Below are 25,781 nucleotides of genomic sequence, written 5' to 3'. Positions count from 1 at the left end.
CTTTCCTGGCGTACGGGGCCTATAGCCAATGAAAACCTCTGGCCATAATGTAGGCCAGGCCCAGCGCAACGCCGATCAGCGCGCTAAACATCAGGCGAAAATCAGTCTGCATATCTTTGCGGATATCTTTCATCTCACCGCGTACGTCCTGTATCTCACCGCGTACGTCCTGTATCTCACCGCGCACGTCCTTTATCTCGCCGCGTACATCCTTTATTTCCCCGCGAATATCATGGAGCTCGTTTCTGATATCGTTAACGTCATGTCTGAGCCAGGCGATATGCATTTCGATACGGGTAAAGCGCGCTTCCGTCTCGGTTTCTTTTTTTTCCTGCTGGTTGCTGTGGTTTGACAGCGTTAGCAGAAGAGGGCTGTCCATATCCATATTGGCTCTCCTTAAGCTAAATCCAGACTGATTTTTTCATGTTCACGCGTGGCTAACAAACACTTTTGGAAATTTTTCAGGAACGCTGCGGCATGGCTCGAATTTTTATGAAACGGAAAAAGAAATTACATAGGGAAGCGACAGGTTTTATTTAGCAGCACGGGCAAGTCAGGAAGGGAATAAGGGCAGGCAGAGAAAAGCGAAGGTGCAGACAATAAAAAAGCGGGGCCGAAGCCCCGCCAGACGATTTGTTGCTTGATTAGAACTGGTAAACCAGACCTACAGCCACGGTGTCGTCGGTGTTCAGACCCAGTGGATTGTTGTCATCCAGCAGGTTGATCTGGTAGTCAACGTAAGTAGACATGTTTTTGTTGAAGTAGTAGGTTGCGCCCACATCAACATATTTGATCAGGTCAGCATCGCCAACGCCTTCGATATCCTTGCCTTTAGACTGCACGTAGGCCAGGGATGGACGCAGACCGAAGTCAAACTGATACTGCGCAACCAGCTCAATGTTCTGAGCCTTGTTAGCGAAAGAGTTAGCAGACCAGGAAGTGCTGTCAGCGTCGCTAAAATTGCCGCTGTAAGAAATTGGCGTGGCGTTACGGGTTTCACCGTACATCGCTGCCAGGTAAACGCTGTTAGCGTCATATTTCAGCGCGGTAGCCCATGCTTCAGCACGTTTACCCGCGCCGCTATTGATGGTGACGGATTCAGCGGAGTTATTCGGGTTAGTCACGGTACGCACGCCAGCTGCCTGCGCATCGGTACGGTCATAAGAACCATAAGCTGCAGACACGCCTACACCGATTGGCGCGGTATAGCTGGTAGAGACTGCGTAACCGTCTCCGTTAGCGCGGCGAATGTCGTCTTCACGCTCGTTTTTACCCTGATACTGTACGGCAAAGTTCCAGCCGTCAACCAGGCCAAAGAAGTTGGTGTTGCGGTAGGTCAGCACGCCGGTAGTACGGCCGCCCAGGATGCCCAGGTCGCTATAGGCAGAGTCGCCGCCGAACTCTGGCAGCATATCGGTCCAGCCCATTGGATCGTACAGCAGGCTGTAGTTACGGCCGTAATCGATAGAGCCGTACTCAGCGAATTTCAGACCAGCGAAGCCCAGACGGGTTTTGTTGCCGTCCTGCGCGTCGGAGCCGCCTTCAGAATTGTTTGCCTGGATGTTGTATTCCCACTGGCCGTAGCCGGTGAGCATATCGTTAATCTGGGTTTCACCTTTGAAACCAAAACGCACGTAGCTCTGGTCGCCATCGTTGCCGTCGTTATCAGAGAAATAGTGCAAACCAACTGCTTTCCCATAGAGGTCCAGCTTATTGCCGTCTTTGTTATAGATTTCTGCTGCATTGGCTGCACCAGCGGCTAACAGGGCTGGGATAACCAGTGCCAGAATATTGCGCTTCATCATTATTTATTACCCTCATTGGAGTTATCTGGACACCTGCCACTGCCGTCAATAATTCTTTACAGAACTACGATGAGAGTTTGGTGTCTTCCTGTATCTGCACGCATCTTTCCATTCGCGGTGCGGTTAATCTACCTCGAAAATGCTACTAATATCCTATTCTGGTTACAGGAAGAAAATTTGTGTTTCAATATGTAAATAAAACGGAACTTTGTGAACTATATCTAAATTTACAAAAATAAAAAAAGGCCAGCGAGGCTGGCCTTAGTTATATATATGAATTTCTTATATTTAATGCAAAAATCAGAAGCTGGCGTTGCGCGGCGTCCTTGGGAAGGCGATGACGTCCCTGACATTTTGCACGCCGGTAACGTAGGCGATCAGGCGCTCAAAACCTAAGCCGAAGCCGGAATGAGGCACGGTGCCGTAGCGGCGCAGATCGCGATACCACCAGTAGTCTTCTTTGTTCAGCCCCATCTCCGCCAGACGCGCGTCCAGCACGTCCAGACGCTCTTCACGCTGCGAACCGCCGATGATTTCACCAATGCCCGGCGCCAGAACGTCCATCGCCGCTACGGTTTTGCCATCGTCGTTCAGGCGCATATAGAACGCCTTGATGTCTTTCGGGTAGTTTTTCACTACGACCGGCGCTTTAAAATGTTTCTCCGCCAGGTAGCGCTCGTGCTCGGACGAGAGATCGATACCCCAGGAGACGGCGTTTTCAAACTTCTCGCCGCAGGCTTTCAGGATCTCGATAGCATCGGTGTAATCCACCTGCGCAAAATCGGTAGTAACAAATTGCTCCAGGCGAGTAATCGCTTCTTTGTCTACGCGTTCGGCAAAGAAAGCCATATCGTCGGCACGTTCGGCCAGGACGGCCTTAAAGACGTACTTCAGCATGGCTTCAGCCAGCGCGGCATTATCTTCCAGATCGGCGAAGGCCACTTCCGGCTCCAGCATCCAGAATTCCGCCAGGTGGCGGCTGGTATTGGAGTTTTCAGCGCGGAAAGTCGGGCCGAAGGTGTAGATTTTGGAAATCGCGCTGGCGTAGGTTTCACCGTTAAGCTGGCCGGAAACGGTCAGGAACGCCTCTTTACCGAAGAAATCTTCATCGTAATTGACTTTGCCTTCCGGCGTACGCGGCAGGTTTTCCATATCGAGCGTGGAGACGCGGAACATTTCACCAGCGCCTTCCGTATCGGAAGCGGTGATCAGCGGGGTGGAGACCCAGAAAAACCCCTGCTCGTCAAAGAAGCGATGCAGCGCCTGCGCCAGCGTATGGCGAACGCGCGCGACGGCGCCGATCAGGTTAGTGCGCGGACGCAAATGCGCCACTTCACGCAGATACTCGATGCTGTGACGCTTGGCCGCCATCGGATAGGTGTCCGGATCGTCGACCCAGCCCACGACTTCCACCGCGCTGGCCTGGATCTCAAAGCTCTGGCCCTGGCCTGGCGAGGCCACGACTTTTCCGGTGATTGCCACGGAACAGCCGGTGGTCAGGCGCAGCACTTCTTCCTGGTAATTATTCAGAGAATTATTAACGACGGCCTGGACAGGATTAAAGCAGGAACCGTCGTAGACGGCGATAAAGGAAATACCGGCTTTTGAATCTCTTCGGGTACGCACCCAGCCGCGAACGGTGACTTCGCTGTCAACCGCGATCCGGCCTTGCAGTACATCCGCTACAGGCACAACGCTCATATAAGTCTCTCTTTTCATCAGAATTAAAATTACCCGAAACCGGGGCAATGCTATGTTACTTGCCAGAAGATGAGACACAAGAAGAATTCGTTGCGAGGCAGGAGATTTCTTAACGAAAGGCAATCAGAAAGAGAGAAAGGCAGGGCGCCTTTCTCTCTGTAGGCAGCCTAGCTGGCTTTTTTCACCAGCGGCAGATCGAACGCCTTGCGCAGGGCGCGAACAAAAGCTTTATCCTGGCAAATGGTTTTGCCGGGGCTGTCGGAGAGTTTGGCGACCGGTTTGCCGTTGCACTCTACCAGCTTAATGACGATATTCAGCGGTTTTACCTGAGGGATATCGCAGGTCAGCCGCGTGCCGATACCGAAAATGACCTCGATGCGCTGGCCAAAGTGGCGATAAAGCTCCACCGCTTTTGGCAAATCGAGATTGTCTGAAAAGACCAGCGTTTTTTCCTGCGGATCGATGCCGAGCTTTTCGTAATGCGCAATGGCTTTTTCACCCCATTCCACGGGATCGCCGGAGTCATGGCGCAGTCCCTGATAGCTGCTGGCGAAATTCAGGCCGAAATCACGCAGGAAAGCGTCCATGGTGATGCAGTCGGTCAGCGCAATACCCAGACGGTTCGGATACTCCTCCAGCCAGGCCTGCAAGGCGGCGCGCTGGCTGTTGGCCAGAACAGGGCTGATCTGCTGATGTGCCTGGAACCATTCATGCGCCTGCGTGCCCACCGGCGCGAGCTGTAGCTGCCGGGCAACATCGTAGTTGCTGGAGCCGACCAGCCAGGGGAAATCGGCTTTTAGCGTGCTGACAATCGCCAGCTGCACATCGCGGGAGAAACGGCGGCGCGTACCGAAGTCCATCAGCTTAAAGCGGGACATATCCAAATCTGCCGTCAGCTTGCCGAAATCAAGCAGCTTGCTTTGCAGACGCTCGACGGCCATCGCGGGGACGACCAGCGGCGAGCGGTGGCGGTGCACCACTTCGCTGATCAGCGCCAGCAGCGGCACCTCCCACATAATCACCTCCCGCCACGGGCCGGCGATGCGGATATCCAGCTTGCCCTGATGATTGCGGATGCGCACCTGAGCAGGGTCATAGCGGAATTGTTTCAGCCACTGCAGATAATCCGCGCTGAAAAACGGCAGTCCGGCAAGATAGCGGCTCTCTTCGTCGCTGAGCGCCAGCGACTGCATCAGGGTCACCTGTTGAGCGATTTCCTCAGCGTAGATGCCAAGCAGATCGTCGCCACGGCAGCGAAACTCAGCCACTACGGAAACGTTCTGATAGCGATGAAATACCGCCTGCTGCATATGCAGCTTATAGGCGTCCGTATCCAGCAGCGTGGTCAGTATCGGGGAAGCATGTCGTGTCATGGTGCGTTTCAGCATCCTCTGGCGAAGAGCGTTATCCCTGGTTTAAAAAATAGTAATGACGCAGGAGTATAACTTGAATACTCATTTATTGAACCCGATCACAGCACAATTCGATCCGGCAGGTCGAGGGCAATCCGTGCGATTGTTAAGAGGATGTAGCTTTTAACAGCAATTCCGACCGCCCGACGCGATTCTCCATGGCAACATTGCAGGAAGCGGAATAGACTTGCAAAGTTAACTAATTATCGACATGAGAAGCACTTATGACGCAACTGCCACAAGCCAAAAATCGCCATGATTATCGTGCGCCGGATTACACCATTACCGACATCGATCTGACGTTTGAACTGGATGCCGCAACCACCCGTGTGACGGCCGTCAGCCGCGTAAAGCGTTTGGGCCAGGCTGATGCGTCGCTGCGTCTGGATGGGGAAGATCTGACGCTGGTCTCGCTGGAGATTGACGATCGGCCCTGGACGGATTACGCGCTGGAAGAGGGCGCGCTGATAGTTTCCGGCCTGCCGGAGTCATTCACGATGAAAATTGTCAACGATATTCATCCGGATAAAAACAGCGCGCTGGAAGGCCTGTATAAATCGGGCGAGGCGCTTTGTACCCAGTGCGAGGCCGAAGGCTTCCGCCATATCACCTGGTATCTGGATCGGCCTGACGTGCTGGCTCGCTTCACCACGACCATCATCGCGGAACAACAACTTTATCCCTATCTGCTGTCAAACGGCAACCGGATAGCCGGCGGCGAAGCGGAAAACGGACGTCACTGGGTAAAATGGGAAGATCCTTTTCCAAAGCCGTGCTACCTGTTTGCGCTGGTGGCAGGCGACTTTGACGTGCTGCGCGACAGCTTTAAAACGCGCTCCGGCCGGGATGTTGCGCTGGAGATCTTCGTGGATCGCGGCAACCTCGATCGCGCCGACTGGGCAATGACCTCGCTGAAAAACAGCATGAAGTGGGACGAGCAGCGTTTCGGCCTGGAATACGATCTGGATATCTTTATGATCGTTGCCGTCGACTTCTTCAACATGGGCGCGATGGAAAATAAAGGCCTGAACGTCTTTAACTCTAAATACGTGCTGGCGAAAGCGGAAACGGCGACGGATAAAGACTATCTGGGCATTGAGGCGGTGATTGGCCACGAATATTTCCACAACTGGACGGGCAACCGCGTCACCTGCCGCGACTGGTTCCAGCTTAGCCTGAAAGAGGGCCTGACCGTATTCCGCGATCAGGAATTCAGTTCCGATCTCGGCTCTCGCGCGGTCAATCGTATCGATAACGTGCGCGTGATGCGCGGCGCGCAGTTTGCCGAAGACGCCAGCCCAATGGCGCATCCGATCCGCCCTGAGCAGGTGATCGAGATGAACAACTTCTATACGCTGACCGTGTATGAAAAAGGGTCTGAAGTTATTCGTATGCTGCACACCCTGCTGGGCGAGGCGAATTTCCAGAAAGGCATGCAGCTTTACTTCGAGCGCCACGACGGCAGCGCAGCGACCTGCGACGATTTTGTGCAGGCGATGGAGGATGCTTCCAACGTCGATCTTTCCCAGTTCCGCCGCTGGTACAGCCAGTCCGGCACGCCGGTGCTTTCCGTACGCGATGACTATAACGCCGAGCTGCAACAGTACACGCTGCACGTTACCCAAATGACGCCGCCAACGGCCGATCAGAAAAACAAGCTGCCGCTGCATATTCCGCTGGATATCGAGCTTTACGACAGTGAAGGCAACGTCATTCCTTTGCAGCACAATGGTCATCCGGTTCATCATGTGCTGAACGTGACGGAAGAATTCCAGAGCTTTGTGTTCGACGAGGTTTATCAGCAGCCGATCCCCTCGTTGCTGCGTGAATTCTCCGCGCCGGTGAAGCTGGACTACAACTGGAGCGATGCGCAGCTGACTTTCCTGATGCGCCATGCCCGTAACGATTTCTCACGTTGGGATGCCGCGCAAAGTCTGCTGGCGACCCATATCAGGCTGAACGTCGCCCGCTTCCAGCAGGGCCAGCCGCTTTCGCTGCCGCTGCACGTTGCCGATGCTTTCCGCGCCGTGCTGCTGGAGGAAAACAGCGATCCGGCATTGATGGCGCTGATCCTGACGCTGCCTGGCGAAAACGAAATTGCCGAGCTGTTTGAGGTAATCGATCCGGTAGCCATTGCGGAAGTGCGCCGTGCGCTGCTGAGCACGCTGGCTACGGAGCTGGCGGATGAGTGGCTGGCGGTTTACAACGCGCATCGTGTGGACGAATATCGTATCGATCATGCCGATATCGGCAAGCGCGCGCTGAAAAATACCTGTCTCAACTACCTGGCCTTCGGCGAAACAGGGCTGGCCGAGAAACTGGTTACCGCCCAGTTCCGTCAGGCGAACAATATGACCGACTCGCTGGCGGCGATGACGGCCTCGGTTGCCGCGCAGCTGCCGTGCCGGGAAACGCTGCTGGCCGAATTCGACGAGCGCTGGCATAAAGATGGCCTGGTGATGGACAAGTGGTTTACTTTGCAGGCCACCAGCCCGGCTGCGGACGTACTTAGCCGCGTTCGCGCGCTGCTCAGCCATCGTTCCTTTACGCTTAGCAATCCAAACCGTATCCGTTCGCTAATCGGCGCGTTCGCCTCGGCTAACCCTTCCGCTTTCCACGCTGCTGACGGTAGCGGTTACCAGTTCCTGGTGGAGATCCTGACCGATCTGAATACGCGCAATCCTCAGGTTGCCTCGCGCATCATTGAGCCGCTGATCCGCTTTAAACGCTACGATGAAGCCCGTCAGGCGCTGATGCGCGGCGCGCTTGAGAAGTTAAAGGCGCTGGAGAATCTTTCCGGCGACCTTTACGAAAAAATCAGCAAGGCGCTTCAGGACTAATCGTCCGGCGTAAATGACAAAAAGCCCCGACAGTCGGGGCTTTTTCTTTTAGCAACGGCGTAAATCAGCGTTGCGCGTAGCGTTTTTCTTCTTCCACCGGCGAGCGTTTCATGACGCGATCCAGCACTTTCGCTTCCAGCTCCGCCAGCCGCACGGAGCCTTTACGGCGCGGGCGCGGCAGGTCGATTACCAAATCCAGCCCGATATTGCCTTCTTCAATCAGCAGCACCCGGTCAGCCATCGCCACGGCTTCGCTGACGTCATGGGTGACCAGCAGCACGGTGAAATGATGCTGCTGCCACAGCGACTCGATCAGATCCTGCATTTCAATACGCGTCAGCGCATCCAGCGCGCCTAAAGGCTCATCCAGCAGCAGCAAACCCGGCCGGTGGATCAGCGCGCGGGCCAGCGCCACACGCTGCTTTTGCCCGCCGGACAGCGCCGCAGGCCATTCGTTGGCGCGTTCCGCCAGGCCGACGGCTGCCAGCGCCTCCAGCGCGTCGCTTTTCCAGGCACGGCCTTTCAATCCCAGGCCAACGTTATCGATAATGCTTTTCCACGGCAGCAGGCGCGCATCCTGAAACATCAGGCGGGTATCGTCTCTGGCTTCGCTCAGCGGCGCGCTACCGGCCAGCAGCTCGCCGGCGCTGCTTTTTTCCAGCCCGGCCAGCAGGCGAAGCAGGGTGCTTTTACCGCAGCCGCTGCGTCCGACCACCGCCACAAACTGGCCGGAAGGAATATGCAAATCGATGTTATTCAGCACGGTGCGGCCGTGATACTGCTTGCTGACGCGGTTAACGATCAGAGGCGTACCGGCGTTAAGACGCGCTGGAGAAGACGTTAACTCGCTCATGCGTTTTCCTCTTTAAGTTGATAAGCCGGATGCCAGCGCAACCAGACGCGTTCCAGTAACAGCGCGCTGACGTCAGCCAGTTTACCGAGCAGGGCATACAGGATAATGGCAACCACCACGATATCGGTCTGCAAAAATTCGCGCGCGTTCATTGCCAGATAGCCGATGCCGGAGTTGGCGGAAATGGTTTCCGCCACGATCAGCGTCAGCCACATCAGGCCCAGGGCAAAGCGCACGCCGACCATAATGGAGGGCAGCGCGCCCGGCAGCACCACCTGAATAAACAGGCTCCAGCCGGAGAGGCCATAGCTGCGGGCCATCTCTACCAGGCCGCGATCGATATTGCGGATGCCGTGATAGGTATTGAGATAAATAGGGAACAGCGTACCCAGCGCCACCAGAAAAATCTTGGCGGATTCGTCAATGCCAAACCACAGGATCACCAGCGGGATCAGCGCCAGGTGCGGCACGTTACGCAGCATTTGCACCGACGTGTCCAGCAGCCGTTCGCCCAGGCGCGACATGCCGGTAATCAGGCCGAGGATCAGGCCGATGGAACCGCCAATGCTGAAGCCGACCGCCGCACGCCAGCTGCTGATCGCCAGGTGCTGCCACAGCTCGCCACTGGCCGACAGCTTCCAGAACGTAATCACTATGGCTTCTGGCGAAGGCAAAATACGGGTAGAAAGCCAGCCGGTCTGTGAGGCGATTTGCCACACGATCACCAGCGCAATGGGCAGTGCCCATGGGATCAGCTGATTGCCGATACGATTAAGCGGTTTGCTCATAGCCACCTCAGCTCTGCGACACTTTTTGTGGAGCGAAATCATGCGCTACGGCTTCGCCGTGCGCGGTAATGTTGTTCGGCTGCGGCACTTCCGGCACGTTCAAATCGAGATGCGGGAACAGCAGCTCGCCGACGCGATAGGCCTCTTCCAGATGTGGATAGCCGGACAAAATAAACGTCTCGATGCCCAGATCGGCATACTCCTGCATCCTGGCCGCTACGGTAGCGCCATCGCCGACCAGCGCGGTGCCCGCGCCGCCGCGCACCAGCCCAACGCCCGCCCACAGGTTGGGTGAAATCTCCAGCTTATCGCGACGTCCGCCGTGCAGGGCGGCCATGCGGTGCTGACCGACCGAATCGGTTTTTGCCAGCGCGGCCTGCGCCTTAGCAATAGTGGCGTCGTCGAGATGCGAAATCAGACGATCTGCCGCTTTCCAGGCCTCTTCATTGGTTTCCCGCACGATAACGTGCAGGCGGATGCCGAACTTCACCGTTCTGCCCTGGGCCGCCGCTTTCGCCCGCACCTGCTCAATCTTCTCTTTGACCTGTGCCGGCGGTTCGCCCCAGGTCAGGTAGACATCGACCTGTTCCGCTGCCAGATCCTGAGCAGGTTCGGAAGAGCCGCCAAACCATAACGGCGGACGCGGCTGCTGCACGGGCCGAAACATCAGCCGGGCGCCGCGAACGTGCACGTGCTTGCCTTCGTAATCCACCGTTTCGCCTTCCAGCACGCGACGCCAGACGCGGGTAAATTCCGCCGACTCAACATAGCGCTCACGGTGATCCAGAAAGACGCCGTCGCCCGCCAGCTCTTCCGCATCGCCGCCGGTCACCAGGTTAAACAGCGCACGGCCGTTTGACAGCCTATCCAGCGTGGCGGCCTGGCGCGCGGCCTGCGTAGGGGAGATTACGCCGGGACGCAGCGCAACCAGAAAACGCAGGCGCTGCGTCACGGGGATCAGCGACGCGGCCACCAGCCAGGCATCCTCACAGGAACGCCCTGTTGGGATCAGCACACCACCAAAACCCAGACGATCGGCAGCCTGAGCAATTTGCTGCAGATAAGCGTGGTCGACAGGACGCGCGCCCTCCGTCGTGCCTAAATAGTGACCATCGCCATGCGTGGGCAGAAACCAGAAAACGGAAAGGCTCATTGTGGGACTCCTTGCGTAGCGGCGGCGACATGCCAGACACGGCTGGCGATATCGACTTTCACCGGCATTAAATGGTTAGCGTAAAAGAGATCGGCGGTATGCTGCTGGGCCTGCACGGTTTTCTCGCTGACCGGGCCGATAACGGTCGGCGGACGGTGATCGAGATAGCTGGCGATAACCGGTTTCGGCAGGCCGATAGTTTGCGAAAGCAGGGCAATGCTCTGCTCGCGATCGCTGCGGGTCAGCTCGTCGGCCTTGCTGAACGTCTCCAGCACCTGCTGCACGAAAGCGCCGTTGGCTTCAGCAAAAGGGCGGGTCGCCAGATAAAACGAACCGGTCAGGTTCAGCCCGTCGCCATCGGCCAGCACCCGCACGCCGCCCTGCAACAGCGCGGCGGAATAGTAGGGATCCCAGATAGCCCAGGCATCGACATCGCCCTGCTGGAAAGCCGCGCGGGCATCGGCAGGCGTCAGATAGGCAGGCTGAATATCACTGAATTTCAGCCCGGCTTTGGTCAGCGCGCGCAGCAGTAAATTATGCGAGCTGGAGCCCTTCTGGAAAGCCACCTTATGGCCTTTCAGTTCGGCGACGCTTCTAATCGGGCTGTCTTTGGCTACCAGGATCACTTCAGATTGCGGCTTGGGCGGCTCTGAGCCGACATAAAGCAGATCGGCACCGGCCGCCTGGGCGAAGATTGGCGGAATGTCGCCCGTGCTGCCCAAATCGATGCTGTTAACATTCAGCGCTTCCAGCATTTGCGGGCCGGCCGGAAACTCAATCCATTTAATCTGCGTATGAGGGAAACGCTTTTCCAGCAGCTGATGCGAGCGGGCCAGCGCCATGCTCACCGACCCTTTTTGATAGCCAATACGGAAAGCGGCAGGCGCGGCCTCGTCCGCCAGCGCGCCGCCAGTGAACAGCGCGCTGAAGGCCAGCGCCGAGACAAAACGTGTAAACAGGCTCATGGGCGCTTCCTTATACCGCTGCGGCCAGCCGCTGATGACGACGCGACAGCGCATACCAGAAGGTGTCGAGTGATTCCGCAATGCGTTCGGCAAGCAGGGGAGAAAGTTCGGGCTGGCGATCGTAATGGCTAATCTGGCTGTCGTCGGCAAACACGCCGTGCAGCACCTCCTGCGCCTTCAGCGCGTTAAGCACCGGTTTTAGCGCATAGTCCACGGCCAGCATATGCGCGATGGTGCCGCCGGTCGCCAGCGGCAGCACCACTTTATGCTCCAGCGCGCGTTCCGGCAGTAAGTCGAGCAGGGTTTTTAACGCGCCGGAAAAAGAGGCTTTATAAACCGGCGTGGCGACGATCAGCCCATCGGCGTTAGCCAGATCCTCTTTTAAAGCCAGCAGCGCAGGCGAGTCGAAGCGGGCGTAAAGCAAATCCTCTGGAGGAAAGTTATGCAGGTTCCAGGGGATCACCTCGGCGCCTCGTTGCTCCAGCGCGTGCTGGCACAGGGTCAGCAGCGCGGTTGACCGCGAAGGATAGCGAGGACTGCCTGCCAGAGTAATAACGCGCATCATCTCTCCTTATAACCAAAAGTTATTGATTGAAATAATTCCTGAACTTATGGAACTATCCTGGCAGAGTGTGACGGACGCCTTAAATGATTTATCCGGCATATTTAAGTTACTTTTTGACTAAGCGAAAAACAGATAACAGGAAAGCGCGGAAAAAGAGAGGGATGGGGCACGCAAACGTTTTACTTTCCCGGCAAAGGACTTTACCATTTTCCCCCGCGCCTGCAGCGTTGCTGCGCATGTCGAAGGCCGCTGTTCTTTGTATCTGATAACGTATAAAAGCGAAGAAGGCGTGTCGACCGCACAGTTTTCAGGGTTGCTGAGGCAACCGTTAGTCCTTTTCCGGCCCGGTATTATGGGCTACTCAGGAGCGATCATGTATAACCTGGTTCGTAACGCGCTTTTTCAGCTCGACGCCGAGCGTGCGCACGAATTGACCCTTCAGCAGCTGCACCGGATAACCGGAACGCCGCTTATTCATCTGGTTCGACAAACTCTTCCTTTTAAGCCCGTCAACTGCATGGGCCTGACGTTCAAAAACCCGCTGGGCCTGGCGGCGGGGCTGGATAAGAACGGTGAATGTATTGACGCCTTCGGCGCAATGGGCTTTGGCTTTATTGAAGTCGGCACCGTGACGCCACGACCACAGGCGGGGAACGATAAGCCGCGTATGTTCCGCATCAGAGAGGCGGAAGGCATTATTAATCGTATGGGATTCAATAATCTGGGCGTGGACCAGCTGGTCAATAATGTCAGGCAGGCTCGCTTCGACGGCATTCTGGGCATCAATATCGGCAAAAATAAAGATACGCCGGTCGAAATGGGTAAAGAAGATTATTTAATCTGTATGGAGAAAGTTTATCCTTATGCAGGTTATATTGCGATCAACATCTCATCGCCGAATACGCCAGGGTTACGCACGCTGCAATATGGTGAAGCGCTGGACGATCTTTTGCAGGCGATTAAGCACAAACAGCAGGCGCTGGAAAATCAGCATCAAAAATATGTGCCGGTAGCGGTCAAAATTGCGCCGGATTTAGCTGAAGAAGAACTTATCCAAATTGCCGACAGCCTGGTGCGGCATAATATTGATGGTGTAATCGCGACCAATACCACGCTGGATCGTTCGCTGGTTAGCGGCCTGAAATACAGCGAAGAAACGGGCGGCCTGAGCGGGCGTCCGGTACAGCTGAAAAGTACGGAAATCATTCGCCGTCTCTCGCAGGAACTGCAGGGCCGGCTGCCGATTATCGGCGTAGGCGGCATAGATTCGCTGGTGGCAGCCAAAGAAAAAATGGCGGCGGGCGCCTCGCTGGTGCAGATATATTCCGGTTTTATTTACAAAGGGCCGCCGCTGATTAAAGAAATTGTCAGTCATATTTGATTAAATGCAGGCTTAACGGGGCCAGGGGGTTTATTTTCCCCTCTGGCTCGTTTATATTTTCTCCTGTTTATGCATTATTCAGACTATTTTGGCACGGGGCGGATCGCGTGTTCGCTGACCTCGCGATAAATAGCCGACCTGACGATCATTACGGGATACTTCATGAGGATTAAACCTGACGACAGCTGGCGCTGGTTCTTCGATGACGAACAGGAACGCATGATGTTGGCTATGGCGGAAGGCGCGCTGTTCCGCTCACGCTTCCCTCGTAAAATGCTGACGCCCGATGCCTTTAACGCCGCGCAATTCTCCGTCGACGACGCCGCCCTGTTTTCCACCTTCGCAGAAAAATGCCTGACGTGCGACCTGACCGAATGGCAGCGTACCGAGCTGGTGCTGAACGCGCTGGTTGCCCTGCGTTTTCTGAAGCCGCAGATGCCAAAAAGCTGGCACTTTTCCGCGCATCCGCGTCACTGTACGCCGCAGGATGGCGAGCTGGTAGCGGTGCGCCTGTGCGAAACGGGCGAAGAAGCCACGCTGCTGGTGGTGGAAGCGGGCGAAAACGCCGCGCTGTGCCTGCTGGCGCAGCCGGAGCTGCAGCTGGGCGGCAAAACGATGGTGCTGGGCGATGCTATCAAGGTGATGCACGATCGCCTGCTGCCCGCCATCAGCCAGCATATTTTCACCTTCGCCCGCGCCGTTTAACGCGCCAACAGCACCAGGTCGCCGTCCGGGACGCAGCTACAGCTTAACAGCGTGCCGTCCTCGCGCAGCGCGCCTTTCTTCAGCGCCCGAACCTGGCCGGACGCCAGCCGGACGCGGCAGCTGCCGCAAACGCCCGCACGGCAGGAGTAGGGGATGCGATAACCCTGCATCTCCAGCTGCTCCAGTAAAACCTGCTGATTGTTGCCGCTGAAGCGCTCGCCTTCCCAGCTGAGGGTGACGCTTTCCTGCGCTGCGGCAACCGCTTCCAGCGATTCCGCCACTTCACCCGCGCCATACAGGCGTGCCGGTTTATCGGCAACCACCTCCAGCTCGTCACCCACCCGCACGATGCCGCTGTTGCGTGCCACCAGGTTGATACCAAAATCGACATCGCCGCTGCCATCCATCGCGGTACGGAATTTTTGCAGGGTTGTCAGCGGCTCGCCGGTGGGATGCCTGCGGCCGCGCTCCGTGCTGACAGTGGTAAAAATGCAGCGGCTGCAAGGTTTCGGTGCGTCAAAAAGGATGCCGCCGATGCGCACCGTTGCCCAGCGATCTTCCGCCCATGCCGTCGTGCCCGTTACCACCAGGTTTGGACGGAACTGCTCCAACTTTACGCCGGCCGGGCAACGCTTACGTAAATCGTGCAGCGAGGCCTCATTAATCAGCAAATAAGGATAGCCGTCGGCAAAGCCCAGCGGCACCTCGCTAAATCGCTGCACGCGCCGGGTCATCTCCGGTCCTACCCAGCGAAGCTGCACGGGACGCGGAAAAAAGCCGCTCAGCCAGCTGTTGATTGGCGCAGGCGCAATCAGCGCGGTGAAATGGTTGCCCCAGACTTCCACCGGCGCAGGCTCGGCGGCGAAATCCGCAAAGCGCACGGTGGCGCTGCTGCCGTCCGGCGCCGCCAGCAGCAGACCGTCCGGCAGCAGTGCGGGCGTAAAAAGCACCATTTCAGGATACTGACGCGCTGTAATAAAGGTGCCGTCCGCCTCGGTAAGCATAAAAATACGATCGAAGGCCAGGCCGCTGGCAAGCGCCTGAGCATGAGAAACCTGCGTGCCACGCATGGATTTTACGGGATGAATAAACAGACGGGACAGGCTAATCATGGTGCTCTCCAGCAGGGAAGAAAACGCCAGCGCAAAAAAAGAGCCGGGAGCGGCTGACGAAAAGAAGCTAACTTTATGACATGCGCCCCGGATTAGCTATAATGCGCAGCAATTTTCCAGATGATAAGTGATGTTATGAATTCTCTGTTTGCCAGTACGGCGCGTGGGCTCGAAGAGCTGTTAAAAAGTGAACTGGAAGCGCTGGGGGCCGAGGCCTGCCAGATTGTCCAGGGCGGCGTACATTTTCAGGGCGACGATCGTCTGATGTATCAGAGCCTGATGTGGAGCCGCCTGGCTTCCCGCATCCTGCTGCCGCTGACCGAATGCGGCGTATACAGCGACCTGGATCTCTATCTGGGCGTACAGGCTATCGACTGGCCGGCGCTGTTCGGCAGCGATAAAACCTTTGCCGTGCATTTCAGCGGGCTGAATGAAGTGATCCGCAACAGCCAGTACGGCGCGCTTAAAGTCAAAGACGCCATCGTGGACAGCTTTACCCGCAAAAACCTGGCGCGACCGGATGTGGATCGCGAGCAGCCGGATATCCGCGTTAACGTCTGGCTGAACAAAGACAATGCCAGCATTGCGCTGGATCTGAGCGGCGAAGGCCTGCACCAGCGCGGCTATCGCCAGCAAACCGGCATGGCGCCGCTCAAGGAAAACCTGGCGGCGGCTATCGTGCAGCGCTCCGGCTGGCAGGCGGGCACGCCGATGGTCGATCCTATGTGCGGCTCGGGCACGCTGCTGATTGAAGCGGCGATGATCGCCAGCGATCGCGCGCCTGGCCTGCATCGCACCTACTGGGGCTTTACCGGCTGGAACAAATTCGACGAGGCGCTGTGGCGTGAAGTGACCAGCGAAGCGAAAGTGCGCGCTCGTCGCGGGCTTCAGGAAACGACGTCCCGTTTTTATGGTTACGATAACGACTCCCGCGTCATTGAACGCGCGCGCGTTAACGCCCGTCGTGCAGGCCTGGCGGAGCTTATCAGCTTTACCACCCAGGACGTGCTGAAGCTGACCAATCCGCTGGCGGAAGGGCCAACCGGCACCGTGCTGAGCAACCCGCCTTACGGCGAACGTCTGGAAAGCGAACCGGCCCTGATTGCGCTGCACAGCCAGCTGGGACGCCTGATGAAACAGCATTTCGGCGGCTGGAACCTGTCGCTGTTCAGCGCGTCGCCGGAGCTGCTGAGCTGCCTGCAGCTGCGTGCTGAACGCCAGTTCAAGGCCAAAAACGGCCCGCTGGACTGCGTACAGAAAAACTATCAGCTGGGAGTGAATACCTCCGGCGTGGCGCAGATTGCGGAAGACTACGCTAACCGCCTGCGTAAAAACCTGAAGAAGCTGGAAAAATGGGCGCGTCAGGAAGGCATTGAGTGCTACCGCATTTACGATGCCGATCTGCCGGACTACAACGTCGCTGTCGATCGCTATGGCGAGTGGGTGGTGGTGCAGGAGTATGCGCCGCCGAAGACCATCGAGCCGTCTAAAGCCCGTCAGCGCCTGTTTGACGTTATTGCCGCCACGCTCAGCGTGCTGGATCTGCCGGCAAACCGTCTGGTGCTGAAAACCCGCGAGCGGCAGAAAGGCAAAAGCCAGTATCAGAAGCTGGGCGAAAAGGGCGACTTCTTCGAGGTTTCCGAGTTTAACGCGAAGCTGTGGGTAAATCTCACCGACTATCTGGATACCGGCCTGTTCCTGGATCACCGCATCGCGCGTAAAATGCTTGGGCAGATGAGCAAGGGCAAAGACTTCCTGAACCTGTTTGCCTATACCGGCAGCGCCAGCGTGCATGCCGGACTGGGCGGCGCCAAAAGCACCACCACGGTGGATATGTCGCGCACCTATCTGGAATGGGCAGAACGCAACCTGCGTCTGAACGGCCTGACCGGCCGCCAGCACCGCCTGATGCAGGCAGATTGCCTGAGCTGGCTGCGCGAGTCCGACGAGCAGTTCGATCTGATCTTTATCGATCCGCCAACCTTCTCGAACTCGAAAAGAATGGAAGAGAGTTTTGACGTGCAGCGCGATCATCTGCTGTTGATGAAAGATCTGAAAAGGCTGCTGCGCAAAAACGGCACCGTCATGTTCTCCAACAATAAGCGCGGCTTCAAAATGGATCTGGAAGGCCTGGCCGAGCTTCAGCTGCACGCTGAAGAAATTACCGCGAAAACGCAGTCGCAGGACTTCGCCCGCAACCGTCAAATTCATAACTGCTGGCTGATTACTCACGCCGGTAAGGAATAAGTTTTATGTCACTGATCAGTATTCATGGCGCTTACCTCTCATTCAGCGACGCGCCGCTGTTGGATAACACCGAGCTGCATATTGAAGAGAACGAGCGCGTCTGTCTGGTAGGGCGCAACGGCGCGGGCAAATCAACGCTGATGAAAATCATCAACCGCGAGCAGCCGCTGGACGATGGGCGCATCATTTATGAGCAGGACCTGGTTATCGCGCGCCTGCAACAGGATCCGCCGCGTAACGTAAAAGGCTCGGTGTATGACTTCGTTGCCGAAGGCGTGAATGAACAGGCCGAGTACCTGAAGGCCTATCATGCGATTTCGCATCTGGTAATGAGCGATCCCAGCGAGAAAAACCTGAACGAAATGGGCAGGCTGCAAAGCATTCTCGATCACCAGAACCTGTGGCAGCTGGAAACACGTATTCAGGACGTGCTGAAGCAGATCGGTCTGGACGGCGATGCGCCGCTCTCCTCGCTGTCCGGCGGCTGGCTGCGTAAAGCGGCGCTGGGCCGCGCGCTGGTCAGCAATCCGCGCGTGCTGATGCTGGACGAGCCGACCAACCACCTGGATATCGAAACCATCGACTGGCTGGAAACCTTCCTGAAAACTTTCCAGGGCAGCATTATCTTTATCTCGCACGACCGTTCGTTTATCCGCAATATGGCGACGCGTATCGTTGACCTCGATCGCGGCAAGCTGGTTTCCTGGCCGGGCGACTACGATCAGTTCCTGCTGGGCAAAGAAGAAGCGCTGCGCGTGGAAGAGATGCAGAACGCCGAATTCGACCGCAAGCTGGCGCAGGAAGAAGTCTGGATCCGTCAGGGCATCAAAGCCCGTCGTACCCGTAACGAAGGACGCGTCCGCGCGCTGAAAGCATTGCGCAACGAGCGCGCCGAACGCCGCGAAGTGATGGGCAAAGCCAATATGCAGGTGGAAGAGGCGAGCCGCTCCGGCAAAATCGTCTTTGAACTGGAAAACGTCAGCTACGGCGTGGCGGGCAAACAGCTGGTGAAGGATTTCTCCCGCCAGGTGCAGCGCGGCGACAAAATTGCGCTGATCGGCCCGAACGGCTGCGGCAAGTCTACGCTGCTGAAGCTGATGCTCGATCAGCTGAAACCGGACAGCGGTCGCGTGCATATCGGCACCAAGCTTGAAGTGGCCTATTTCGATCAGCACCGGACGGAACTCGACCCTGATCGCACGGTGATGGATAACCTGGCGGAAGGCAAGCAGGAAGTGATGGTGAACGGTAAGCCGCGCCACGTGCTGGGCTATCTGCAGGACTTCCTGTTCCACCCTAAGCGTGCCATGACGCCAGTACGTGCGCTGTCGGGCGGAGAGCGTAACCGCCTGCTGCTGGCGCGCCTGTTCCTGAAGCCCAGCAACCTGCTGATCCTCGATGAACCGACCAACGATCTGGACGTGGAAACGCTGGAACTGCTGGAAGAGCTGATCGACGGCTATCAGGGCACGGTGCTGCTGGTCAGCCACGATCGTCAGTTTGTCGATAATACTGTTACCGAGTGCTGGATTTTTGAAGGCCAGGGCGAGATCGGCGCTTTTGTCGGCGGCTATCATGATGCTCAGCTGCAGCGCACCGCCTACAAGCAAACCCGCAGCGCGGCGCAAAGCGCGCCGGCCACGCGTCAGGAAACCGTAAAAAGCGATCCGGCAAAGCGTCCGGCGGCTAAGATGAGTTATAACCTGCAGCGCGAGCTGGAGCAGATGCCGCAGAAGATGGAGCAGCTGGAGAACGAGCTGGCCTCGCTGCAGGCGAAGGTGGCCGACGCCAGCTTCTTTGGCCAGCCGCACGACGTGACCCAGCCGGTACTGGATGCGCTTGCCGAAGCCGAACAGGCGCTGGAAAAGGCTTTCGAGCGCTGGGAATACCTGGAATCGCTGAAAAACCAATAACCCCGAGGTAATCTATGTGTTCATCGCACCAGGCCGACCAGTGGATGCTTTGCCCGCAGTGCGACCTGATGACACAGTTGCCGCCTCTCACGCCGGGCAGCAAAGCCAGCTGCCCGCGCTGTGATACCACGCTGGTCATGAACTGGGATGAGCCGCGCAAGCGGCCAACCGGCTATGCGCTGGCGGCGCTGTTTATGCTGCTTCTGGCGAACCTGTTTCCGTTCGTCAATATGCACGTGGCGGGGATGAGCAGCGAAATTACGCTGATGCGTATCCCGCAGGTCATGGTTTCGGTGGATTACAGCAGCCTGGCGACGCTGTTTCTGCTGTTCGTGCAGGCCGTGCCCGCGCTCTGTATGCTTATTATCCTGCTGCTGGTGAACCCGGTTAATCTGCCCACGCCGTTAAAAAAAGCGATGGCGCGCGCGCTGTTTCAGATCAAAACCTGGGGCATGGCGGAAATTTTCCTGGCCGGCGTGCTGGTCAGCTTTGTCAAACTGATGGCCTACGGCGATATCGGCATCGGCACCAGTTTTATTCCCTGGTGTTTGTTCTGCGTGCTGCAGCTGCGCGCTTTTCAGTGCGTCGATCGCCGCTGGATGTGGCAGCGCATTGCGCCTCTGCCTGCGTTGCCGGCGAAACCGGTGCCTGCCATCAGCGGCCTGGCGCAGGATCTGCGTTCCTGTAGCTGCTGTACAGCCATACTGCCGGTCGGACAACTCTCCTGTTCACGCTGCGGCACGCGCGGTCACGCCCGGCGCAGGCACAGCCTGCAATGGACAATGGCGCTGCTGCTGACCTCACTGCTTTTATATATTCCCGCTAACCTGCTGCCAATTATGATCACGGAATCCCTTGGCAGCAAAACGACGTCTACCATTATGGCGGGCGTGGTATTGCTGTGGGGAGAAGGCTCCTATCCGGTTGCGCTGGTGATTTTTATCGCCAGTATCATGGTGCCTTCGCTAAAAATGCTGGCTATCGGCTGGCTTTGCTGGGATGCCAACGGCAAAAGCAAGCCGCATCAGGACAGCGAAAGGATGCATAAAATCTACGAGGTGGTGGAGTTTGTCGGCCGCTGGTCAATGATTGATGTCTTTGTGATAGCTGTGCTCTCCGCGCTGGTGCGCATGGGCCAGCTAATGAATATTTATCCCGCGACGGGGGCGTTGCTGTTTGCGCTGGTGGTGATCCTGACGATGTTCGCCGCCATGACGTTTGACCCCCGTCTGACCTGGGATCGTGTCAGTACCCAAACTAAAGAGGAGCCAGGCATTGCAGGAAAATAATCATGGCGTGGCGACGGTTGATCGAATCAAACGTTGGTCACCAGTCTGGATCATCCCCATTATCACCGTATTAATCGGTGCGTGGATCCTTGTTTATCATTTCACCCATCAGGGGCCGCTGGTCACGCTGATCACCACCAACGCGGAAGGCATCGAAGGCGGTAAAACGGCGATTAAAAGCCGCAGCGTTGATGTCGGCACGGTAGAAAGCGCCGTACTGACTGACGATCTGCTGCACGTGAAAATTACCGCGCGCCTTAACGCCGGCATGGAAAAACTGCTGAAAGGCGACAGCGCGTTCTGGGTGGTTAAACCGACCATCGGCCGCGAAGGCGTTACCGGTCTGGGGACGCTGCTTTCCGGCTCCTATATTGAGCTGCAGCCGGGCAGCAAAGGCGAACAGCCCGAACAGTATAAGCTGCTGGATGCGCCGCCGCTGGCGCCGCCGGATGCCAAAGGGGTACGCATTACGCTGGACAGCGCGAAAGCGGGCCAGCTGAACCCTGGCGATCCGGTGCTGTTCCGTGGCTATCGCGTAGGCTCGGTGGAAACCAGCCAGTTCGACGCCGACAAACGTATGATGACCTATCAGCTGTTTATCGCCGCCCCTTATGACCGGCTGGTCACGACAAACGTGCGCTTCTGGAAGGATAGCGGCATCGCGGTAGATATGTCCGCTTCAGGTATGCGGGTTGAAATGGGCTCGCTGACCACGCTGTTCAGCGGCGGCGTCAGCTTTGACGTGCCGGACGGCTGGGATCTGGGACAGGCGGCGGCGAATAAAGCGGAATATAAGCTGTTTGACGATCAGCGCAGCATTCAGGATTCGCTCTACACCGTGCATAAAGACTTCCTGATGTTCTTCAGCGATTCTATTCGCGGCCTGCAGCCGGGCGCGCCTGTAGAGTTCCGGGGCATAAGGCTGGGAACGGTCGCGGAAGTGCCGTTTAAATCCACTAAAGTCGCGCAGCAGCTGGGCAACGATTACCGTATCCCGGTACTGATCCGCATCGAGCCGGACCGCTTCCAGAGTATGCTGGGCAAGGACTTTGATATTGAGCAGCACCTGAAGGACGGTATCAAGGCGGGTCTTCGCGCCTCGCTGAAGTCGGCCAACCTGCTGACCGGCTCGCTCTATATCGATCTGGATTTTGACAGCAATGCCAAACCGTTCAAAGGACCGGCCTCTTTTGCGGGCTATGAGCTGATCCCAACGACCAGCGGCGGACTGGCGCAGATCCAACAGAAACTGATGGATACGCTGGATAAAATCAATTCGCTGCCGCTGAACCCGATGATTAATCAGGCCACGGGCACGCTGAAAGAGAGCCAGCGCACTATTCGCGAGCTGCAGAAAACGCTGGATAACATCAACCAGATCACCGGCAGCCAGTCGATGAAAGAGCTACCGGCCGATATGCAGAAAACGCTGCGCGAGCTGAACGCCAGCATGAAAGGCTTCCAGCCTGGCGCACCGGCCTACAGCAAACTGGTCGGCGATATGCAGCAGCTCAATCAGGTGCTGCGTGAACTGCAGCCGGTGCTGAAAACGTTGAACAGCAAGAGCAATGCGCTGGTGTTTGAAGCAAAACCCGGCCAGGATCCCCAGCCGAAGAGGGCGAAATAATGAAAAAATGGCTACCTGTGGCTTTGGCCCTGGCGCTGAGCGCCTGCAGCAGCACGTCCGATACCACCTATTACCAGCTGCCCGTGGCGGCGAAGGGCGCGGCCGTCAGCAGCGTTGATGCCGCGCGGCCAGCGGTTTTTGTCCAGCATGTTTCCGTTCCGGACTATTTGTCCGGTAACGGGCTGGTTTACCAAACCAGCGACGTGAAATATACGATTGCTGCCAATAACCTCTGGGCCAGCCCGCTCGACCAGCAGCTACAGCAAACGCTGGTGGCGAACCTGAGCCAGGCGCTGCCCGGCTCGCTGGTCTCGGCTTCACCGCTGGGCCAGCAGCAGGATACGCTCAACGTAACGATGACCGGCTTCCACGGTCGTTACGACGGCCATGCGGTGATCAGCGGCGACTGGGTGCTGGAGCATCAGGGGCAAATCGTGAAGCGCTCGTTTACGCTGGCCCTGCCGCAGAAAGAGGATGGCTACGACGCGCTGGTCAGAACGCTGGCAGAAGGCTGGCAGCAGGAGGCGCAGGATATAGCTAACGGTATCCGCAGCCTTAATTAGAAAAATTAATCACTGGCGCTAAGCCCCGGTTTGTCGACAATCAGAAGATTGCACAATCGGGGCTTTTTTTATTGCCATACAGGAGGTTATCTGGTTTTCAGGAGAGTTTTCAGGCGATAAGTTTCCACTATCCTCGCACAGGTTTATGACATTGGCGTGAAATTTGCGCGTTGATCTTCAGCGAAAATGGCGTTAGAACTAAATTGTGACTGCGTATGCACTCACTGATTTCTTTCCACCAGATTCCACCTGACCTGAAGAGGGGATTACAGGCATGATGAAGAGACAGAAACGAGATCGGCTCGAACGGGCACATTCCAGAGGTTATCAGGCCGGTATTACCGGACGCCCTAAAGAGATGTGTCCCTATCAAATGATAGATGCAAGATCTCACTGGTTGGGAGGTTGGCGACAGGCCATGGAGGACAGGACGGTTACCGCGTAATCCGCTCTGTTATTGAAAAGGAAAACCTCCGCCCGGGCGGAGGTTTCGTCTTTTAAACGCGCTTAAAAAGCGGTGGTGTCCTTGAACAGACCCACTTTCAGATCGGTAGCGGTATAGATAACGTTGCCATCCACCAGCACTTCGCCATCGGCTACGCCCATCACCAGCTTGCGGTTAATAACACGCTTAAAGTGAATACGGTAAGAGACTTTTTTCGCCGTTGGCAGAACCTGGCCGGTAAATTTAACTTCGCCTACGCCCAGCGCACGGCCTTTACCTTCCGCGCCCAGCCAGCCCAGATAGAAGCCTACCAGCTGCCACATCGCATCAAGACCCAGACAGCCTGGCATCACCGGATCGCCGATAAAGTGGCAGCCGAAGAACCACAGATCGGGATTGATATCCAGCTCCGCTTCCACAAAGCCTTTACCGTAGTTGCCGCCATCTTCATTCATCTCGATGACGCGATCCATCATCAGCATGTTGCCAGACGGCAACGGCGGGCCTTCGGCACCGAAAAGTTCACCGCGACCAGAGGCAATCAGGTCTTCTTTTGAGTAGGATTTGCGTTTATCTACCATGTTCTTAATAAGCCTTATTTTATTGAAGCACGAAGGTTAGCTTACAGCTGTAAGCTGAGCAAGCCCGATTAGCTCTGGTTAAACCAGTTCAGCCAGCGCAGCGGCCACGGACGTTGCCGACCTTCCTGTTGGTTTATTTGCGCAATGCGCTCCTGAATCGATCTTAGCAGACAAGGCGCGTCTTCTTTGTCCCATTCGGTTTTGGTCAGGAGAGGAAGGGCTTCCTCCACGCTTTCCACCGCCCAGACGTGAAATTTTCCTTCCCGCACGGCATCCACCACTTCCTGTTGCAGGCAAAGGTGACGCACGTTCGCCGCAGGAATGATAACGCCCTGGCTGCCGTTCAGCGTGCGCTGCTGGCAGATATGGAAAAAGCCTTCGATCTTTTCGTTCAGGCCGCCGACTGGCTGCACGCGACCGAACTGATCCACCGAGCCGGTCACGGCAATCTGTTGCGTAATCGGCTGGCTGGACAGCGCGCTGATCAGGGCGCAGAGTTCGGCCAGCGATGCGCTGTCGCCATCGACTTCTGAATAGGATTGTTCAAACACGACCGAGGCGGAGAAGGGCAGCTGCTGATCAAGCTCCAGCTCCGCAATCAGCCATGCCTGCATAATCATCATGCCTTTGGCATGGATGTTGCCGCCCAGCTCCGCTTTACGCTCCACGTCATGGAACTCGCCGTCGCCCACGTGTACGACACAGCTGATGCGGGAAGGCTCGCCGAAGGCGCGGGGATGGCCGGGAAATTCGATAACGGAAAGGGCGTTGATTTGACCAATCGCCTCGCCTTCGGTTTCGATCAGGATCTGATCCAGCAGGATCTCGTCACGAATTCGCTCGGCAAGGAAGCCTTCGCGCCACTCGCGATTATCCAGCGCCGCCTGAAGGTGTTCGCCGTTGATCAGGTTTTCATCGCTGTTGGCCGCCGCCTCCTGGAACTGGCGAGCCAGCCAGACGGGACACAGCGGCAGCGTTTCCTGGTCGCCGGTATAGCGTACCGCTTCACGCATCAGCACCGGCCAAAGATCGTCTGCAATCAGCAGATCTTCATCAGCAGCGACCGAACGTGCCCACTTGATCCACAAAGCGAACGACTGCTCGTCGACGATCTGAATGTTATCCTCAAATTCCGAATAGAACGCCAGCGCCGCCAGCTCCGGCTCCATCTCCTGGAAATCAGCCAGCGCGTCGCGTTCACCGGTCAGGATAAGACGAAAATGCAGCGGCATTGGCGGCACGGCAACCGGCAGCGGCCGGGACTCGTCGGGCGAATGCCAGCTAAACTGGCGGGTGCTGAGGATTTGCTTCAGACGTAGCCAGAGCAGCGGCTGGGCCAGCAGGGCGCGTAAAGAAAGCAGTAGCGTCCCGCCGTTAGCCTTGTGCACCAGTCCGGGTTCAAGCGTTAACGTATTATTGTACTGACGGAAACAGCCGAACAGCTGTTCCGCCTCAATCCAGTCTGCGCTGTGCACGCCGCCCGTCGAGGCAAAATTATCCTGCTCCGACTCGGCCGGACGCCAGCTGACCGCCGCGCCGTCAATATGATAATGACCGCCGTACAGCGTCACGCTTTCATCATCAAAACCTGAAATCACGGTCTGCAGCAGAGCCTGATACTCCGGGTGCTCCGGCGTTTTGACCAGCATCAGCGGCAGTTTTGCCTGGCTGTCCAGCAGCAGGCTCAGCGTATTGAACAGGCGTGACTGTACTTCGGAAAAGTAACAGGGATCATCAGGAAGCTCGGAGAAAAGCGACTGAACGCTGTCGGTATCGGGCTGCAGGGCGCGCCATTCAAGTTGGTTGTTGATCAAAGTTATCGTTTTTTTCTTAAAA

At 56.9% G+C, this 25,781-nt stretch carries 21 protein-coding genes; 9 read left to right on the top strand and 12 right to left on the bottom strand.

Annotated features, from left to right (window positions below; all coding sequences use genetic code 11):
* Positions 1–19 precede the first annotated feature (19 nt).
* From AB6T85_RS04465 to pncB, 4 genes are all read right to left on the bottom strand, one after another.
* Positions 20–385 (bottom strand): coiled-coil domain-containing protein, encoded by a 366-nt coding sequence (locus tag AB6T85_RS04465; RefSeq protein ID WP_301251205.1) that lies wholly within the window; start codon positions 383–385, stop codon positions 20–22.
* A gap of 259 nt (positions 386–644) precedes the next feature.
* Positions 645–1,805 (bottom strand): porin OmpF, encoded by a 1,161-nt coding sequence (gene ompF / locus AB6T85_RS04460; RefSeq protein ID WP_301729766.1) that lies wholly within the window; start codon positions 1,803–1,805, stop codon positions 645–647.
* A gap of 300 nt (positions 1,806–2,105) precedes the next feature.
* Positions 2,106–3,506: an asparagine--tRNA ligase gene (asnS, locus tag AB6T85_RS04455; RefSeq protein ID WP_253454691.1), complete on the bottom strand. Its 1,401-nt coding sequence runs from the start codon at positions 3,504–3,506 to the stop codon at positions 2,106–2,108.
* A gap of 167 nt (positions 3,507–3,673) precedes the next feature.
* Positions 3,674–4,879 carry a nicotinate phosphoribosyltransferase gene (gene pncB / locus AB6T85_RS04450; RefSeq protein ID WP_253454690.1) on the bottom strand — a complete coding sequence of 402 codons (1,206 nt, stop codon included), beginning with the start codon at positions 4,877–4,879 and terminating at the stop codon, positions 3,674–3,676.
* A 263-nt stretch (positions 4,880–5,142) separates the two neighbouring features.
* On the opposite strand from pncB, the gene pepN reads away from it, so the two are divergent.
* The gene (gene pepN / locus AB6T85_RS04445; protein WP_253454689.1) at positions 5,143–7,758 is read left to right on the top strand and encodes an aminopeptidase N; all 2,616 of its coding nucleotides are present in this window, start codon (positions 5,143–5,145) and stop codon (positions 7,756–7,758) included.
* A gap of 64 nt (positions 7,759–7,822) precedes the next feature.
* Here the strand turns inward: pepN and ssuB are convergent, their stop codons facing one another.
* From ssuB to ssuE, 5 genes are read right to left on the bottom strand one after another with little or no spacing between them, the layout of a single operon-like run.
* A complete protein-coding gene (ssuB, locus tag AB6T85_RS04440) occupies positions 7,823–8,611 on the bottom strand; it encodes an aliphatic sulfonates ABC transporter ATP-binding protein (RefSeq protein WP_253454688.1) in 789 nt (262 codons plus the stop codon).
* On the bottom strand, positions 8,608–9,399 hold the full coding sequence (gene ssuC / locus AB6T85_RS04435) for an aliphatic sulfonate ABC transporter permease SsuC (protein WP_253454687.1): 792 nt from the start codon (positions 9,397–9,399) through the stop codon (positions 8,608–8,610). The genes ssuB and ssuC overlap by 4 nt, the downstream gene beginning before the upstream one ends.
* 7 nt (positions 9,400–9,406) lie before the next feature.
* Complete coding sequence (gene ssuD / locus AB6T85_RS04430) at positions 9,407–10,552, bottom strand: FMNH2-dependent alkanesulfonate monooxygenase (RefSeq protein WP_253454686.1); 1,146 nt, start codon at positions 10,550–10,552, stop codon at positions 9,407–9,409.
* The gene (locus AB6T85_RS04425) at positions 10,549–11,517 is read right to left on the bottom strand and encodes a sulfonate ABC transporter substrate-binding protein (RefSeq protein WP_369894888.1); all 969 of its coding nucleotides are present in this window, start codon (positions 11,515–11,517) and stop codon (positions 10,549–10,551) included. The genes ssuD and AB6T85_RS04425 overlap by 4 nt, the downstream gene beginning before the upstream one ends.
* Before the next feature lie 10 nt (positions 11,518–11,527).
* Positions 11,528–12,079, bottom strand: a complete 552-nt coding sequence (gene ssuE, locus AB6T85_RS04420; protein ID WP_253454684.1) for an NADPH-dependent FMN reductase — start codon at positions 12,077–12,079, stop codon at positions 11,528–11,530.
* A gap of 373 nt (positions 12,080–12,452) precedes the next feature.
* On the opposite strand from ssuE, the gene pyrD reads away from it, so the two are divergent.
* Together pyrD and AB6T85_RS04410 are read left to right on the top strand one after the other, a co-directional pair.
* On the top strand, positions 12,453–13,463 hold the full coding sequence (pyrD, locus tag AB6T85_RS04415; RefSeq protein ID WP_253461041.1) for a quinone-dependent dihydroorotate dehydrogenase: 1,011 nt from the start codon (positions 12,453–12,455) through the stop codon (positions 13,461–13,463).
* Between the two features lie 162 nt (positions 13,464–13,625).
* Positions 13,626–14,168 carry a cell division protein ZapC gene (locus tag AB6T85_RS04410; protein WP_253454683.1) on the top strand — a complete coding sequence of 181 codons (543 nt, stop codon included), beginning with the start codon at positions 13,626–13,628 and terminating at the stop codon, positions 14,166–14,168.
* On the opposite strand, the gene AB6T85_RS04405 is transcribed toward AB6T85_RS04410, so the two are convergent.
* Positions 14,165–15,280, bottom strand: a complete 1,116-nt coding sequence (locus AB6T85_RS04405; RefSeq protein WP_253454682.1) for a YcbX family protein — start codon at positions 15,278–15,280, stop codon at positions 14,165–14,167. The genes AB6T85_RS04410 and AB6T85_RS04405 overlap by 4 nt on opposite strands.
* A 135-nt stretch (positions 15,281–15,415) precedes the next feature.
* Between AB6T85_RS04405 and rlmKL the strand changes: the two genes are divergently transcribed.
* The 6 genes from rlmKL to rmf all read left to right on the top strand — a co-directional run bounded on the left by rlmKL (position 15,416) and on the right by rmf (position 23,364).
* Entirely contained in the window at positions 15,416–17,527 is a 2,112-nt protein-coding gene (rlmKL, locus tag AB6T85_RS04400) for a bifunctional 23S rRNA (guanine(2069)-N(7))-methyltransferase RlmK/23S rRNA (guanine(2445)-N(2))-methyltransferase RlmL (RefSeq protein ID WP_369894887.1), read from the top strand.
* A gap of 5 nt (positions 17,528–17,532) precedes the next feature.
* On the top strand, positions 17,533–19,440 hold the full coding sequence (locus AB6T85_RS04395; protein WP_253454680.1) for an ABC transporter ATP-binding protein: 1,908 nt from the start codon (positions 17,533–17,535) through the stop codon (positions 19,438–19,440).
* A 14-nt stretch (positions 19,441–19,454) separates the two neighbouring features.
* Positions 19,455–20,729: a membrane integrity-associated transporter subunit PqiA gene (gene pqiA, locus AB6T85_RS04390; RefSeq protein WP_301251199.1), complete on the top strand. Its 1,275-nt coding sequence runs from the start codon at positions 19,455–19,457 to the stop codon at positions 20,727–20,729.
* Positions 20,716–22,356 carry an intermembrane transport protein PqiB gene (pqiB, locus tag AB6T85_RS04385; protein ID WP_369894886.1) on the top strand — a complete coding sequence of 547 codons (1,641 nt, stop codon included), beginning with the start codon at positions 20,716–20,718 and terminating at the stop codon, positions 22,354–22,356. The genes pqiA and pqiB overlap by 14 nt, the downstream gene beginning before the upstream one ends.
* Positions 22,356–22,919 (top strand): membrane integrity-associated transporter subunit PqiC, encoded by a 564-nt coding sequence (pqiC, locus tag AB6T85_RS04380; RefSeq protein ID WP_369894885.1) that lies wholly within the window; start codon positions 22,356–22,358, stop codon positions 22,917–22,919. Before pqiB ends, pqiC begins: the two co-directional genes overlap by 1 nt.
* A gap of 277 nt (positions 22,920–23,196) precedes the next feature.
* The gene (rmf, locus tag AB6T85_RS04375) at positions 23,197–23,364 is read left to right on the top strand and encodes a ribosome modulation factor (protein WP_125288886.1); all 168 of its coding nucleotides are present in this window, start codon (positions 23,197–23,199) and stop codon (positions 23,362–23,364) included.
* 62 nt (positions 23,365–23,426) lie between these two features.
* On the opposite strand, the gene fabA is transcribed toward rmf, so the two are convergent.
* A complete protein-coding gene (gene fabA, locus AB6T85_RS04370; RefSeq protein WP_125288691.1) occupies positions 23,427–23,945 on the bottom strand; it encodes a bifunctional 3-hydroxydecanoyl-ACP dehydratase/trans-2-decenoyl-ACP isomerase in 519 nt (172 codons plus the stop codon).
* A 68-nt stretch (positions 23,946–24,013) separates the two neighbouring features.
* A complete protein-coding gene (locus tag AB6T85_RS04365) occupies positions 24,014–25,759 on the bottom strand; it encodes an AAA family ATPase (RefSeq protein ID WP_253454676.1) in 1,746 nt (581 codons plus the stop codon).
* Positions 25,760–25,781 lie beyond the last annotated feature (22 nt).

The sequence above is a fragment of the Erwinia aeris genome (genome assembly GCF_041224955.1).
Classification (GTDB): domain Bacteria; phylum Pseudomonadota; class Gammaproteobacteria; order Enterobacterales; family Enterobacteriaceae; genus Erwinia; species Erwinia aeris.
The sequence above is the reverse complement of the archived record's forward strand: the minus strand, read 5'-3'. Positions and strand labels throughout refer to the sequence as shown.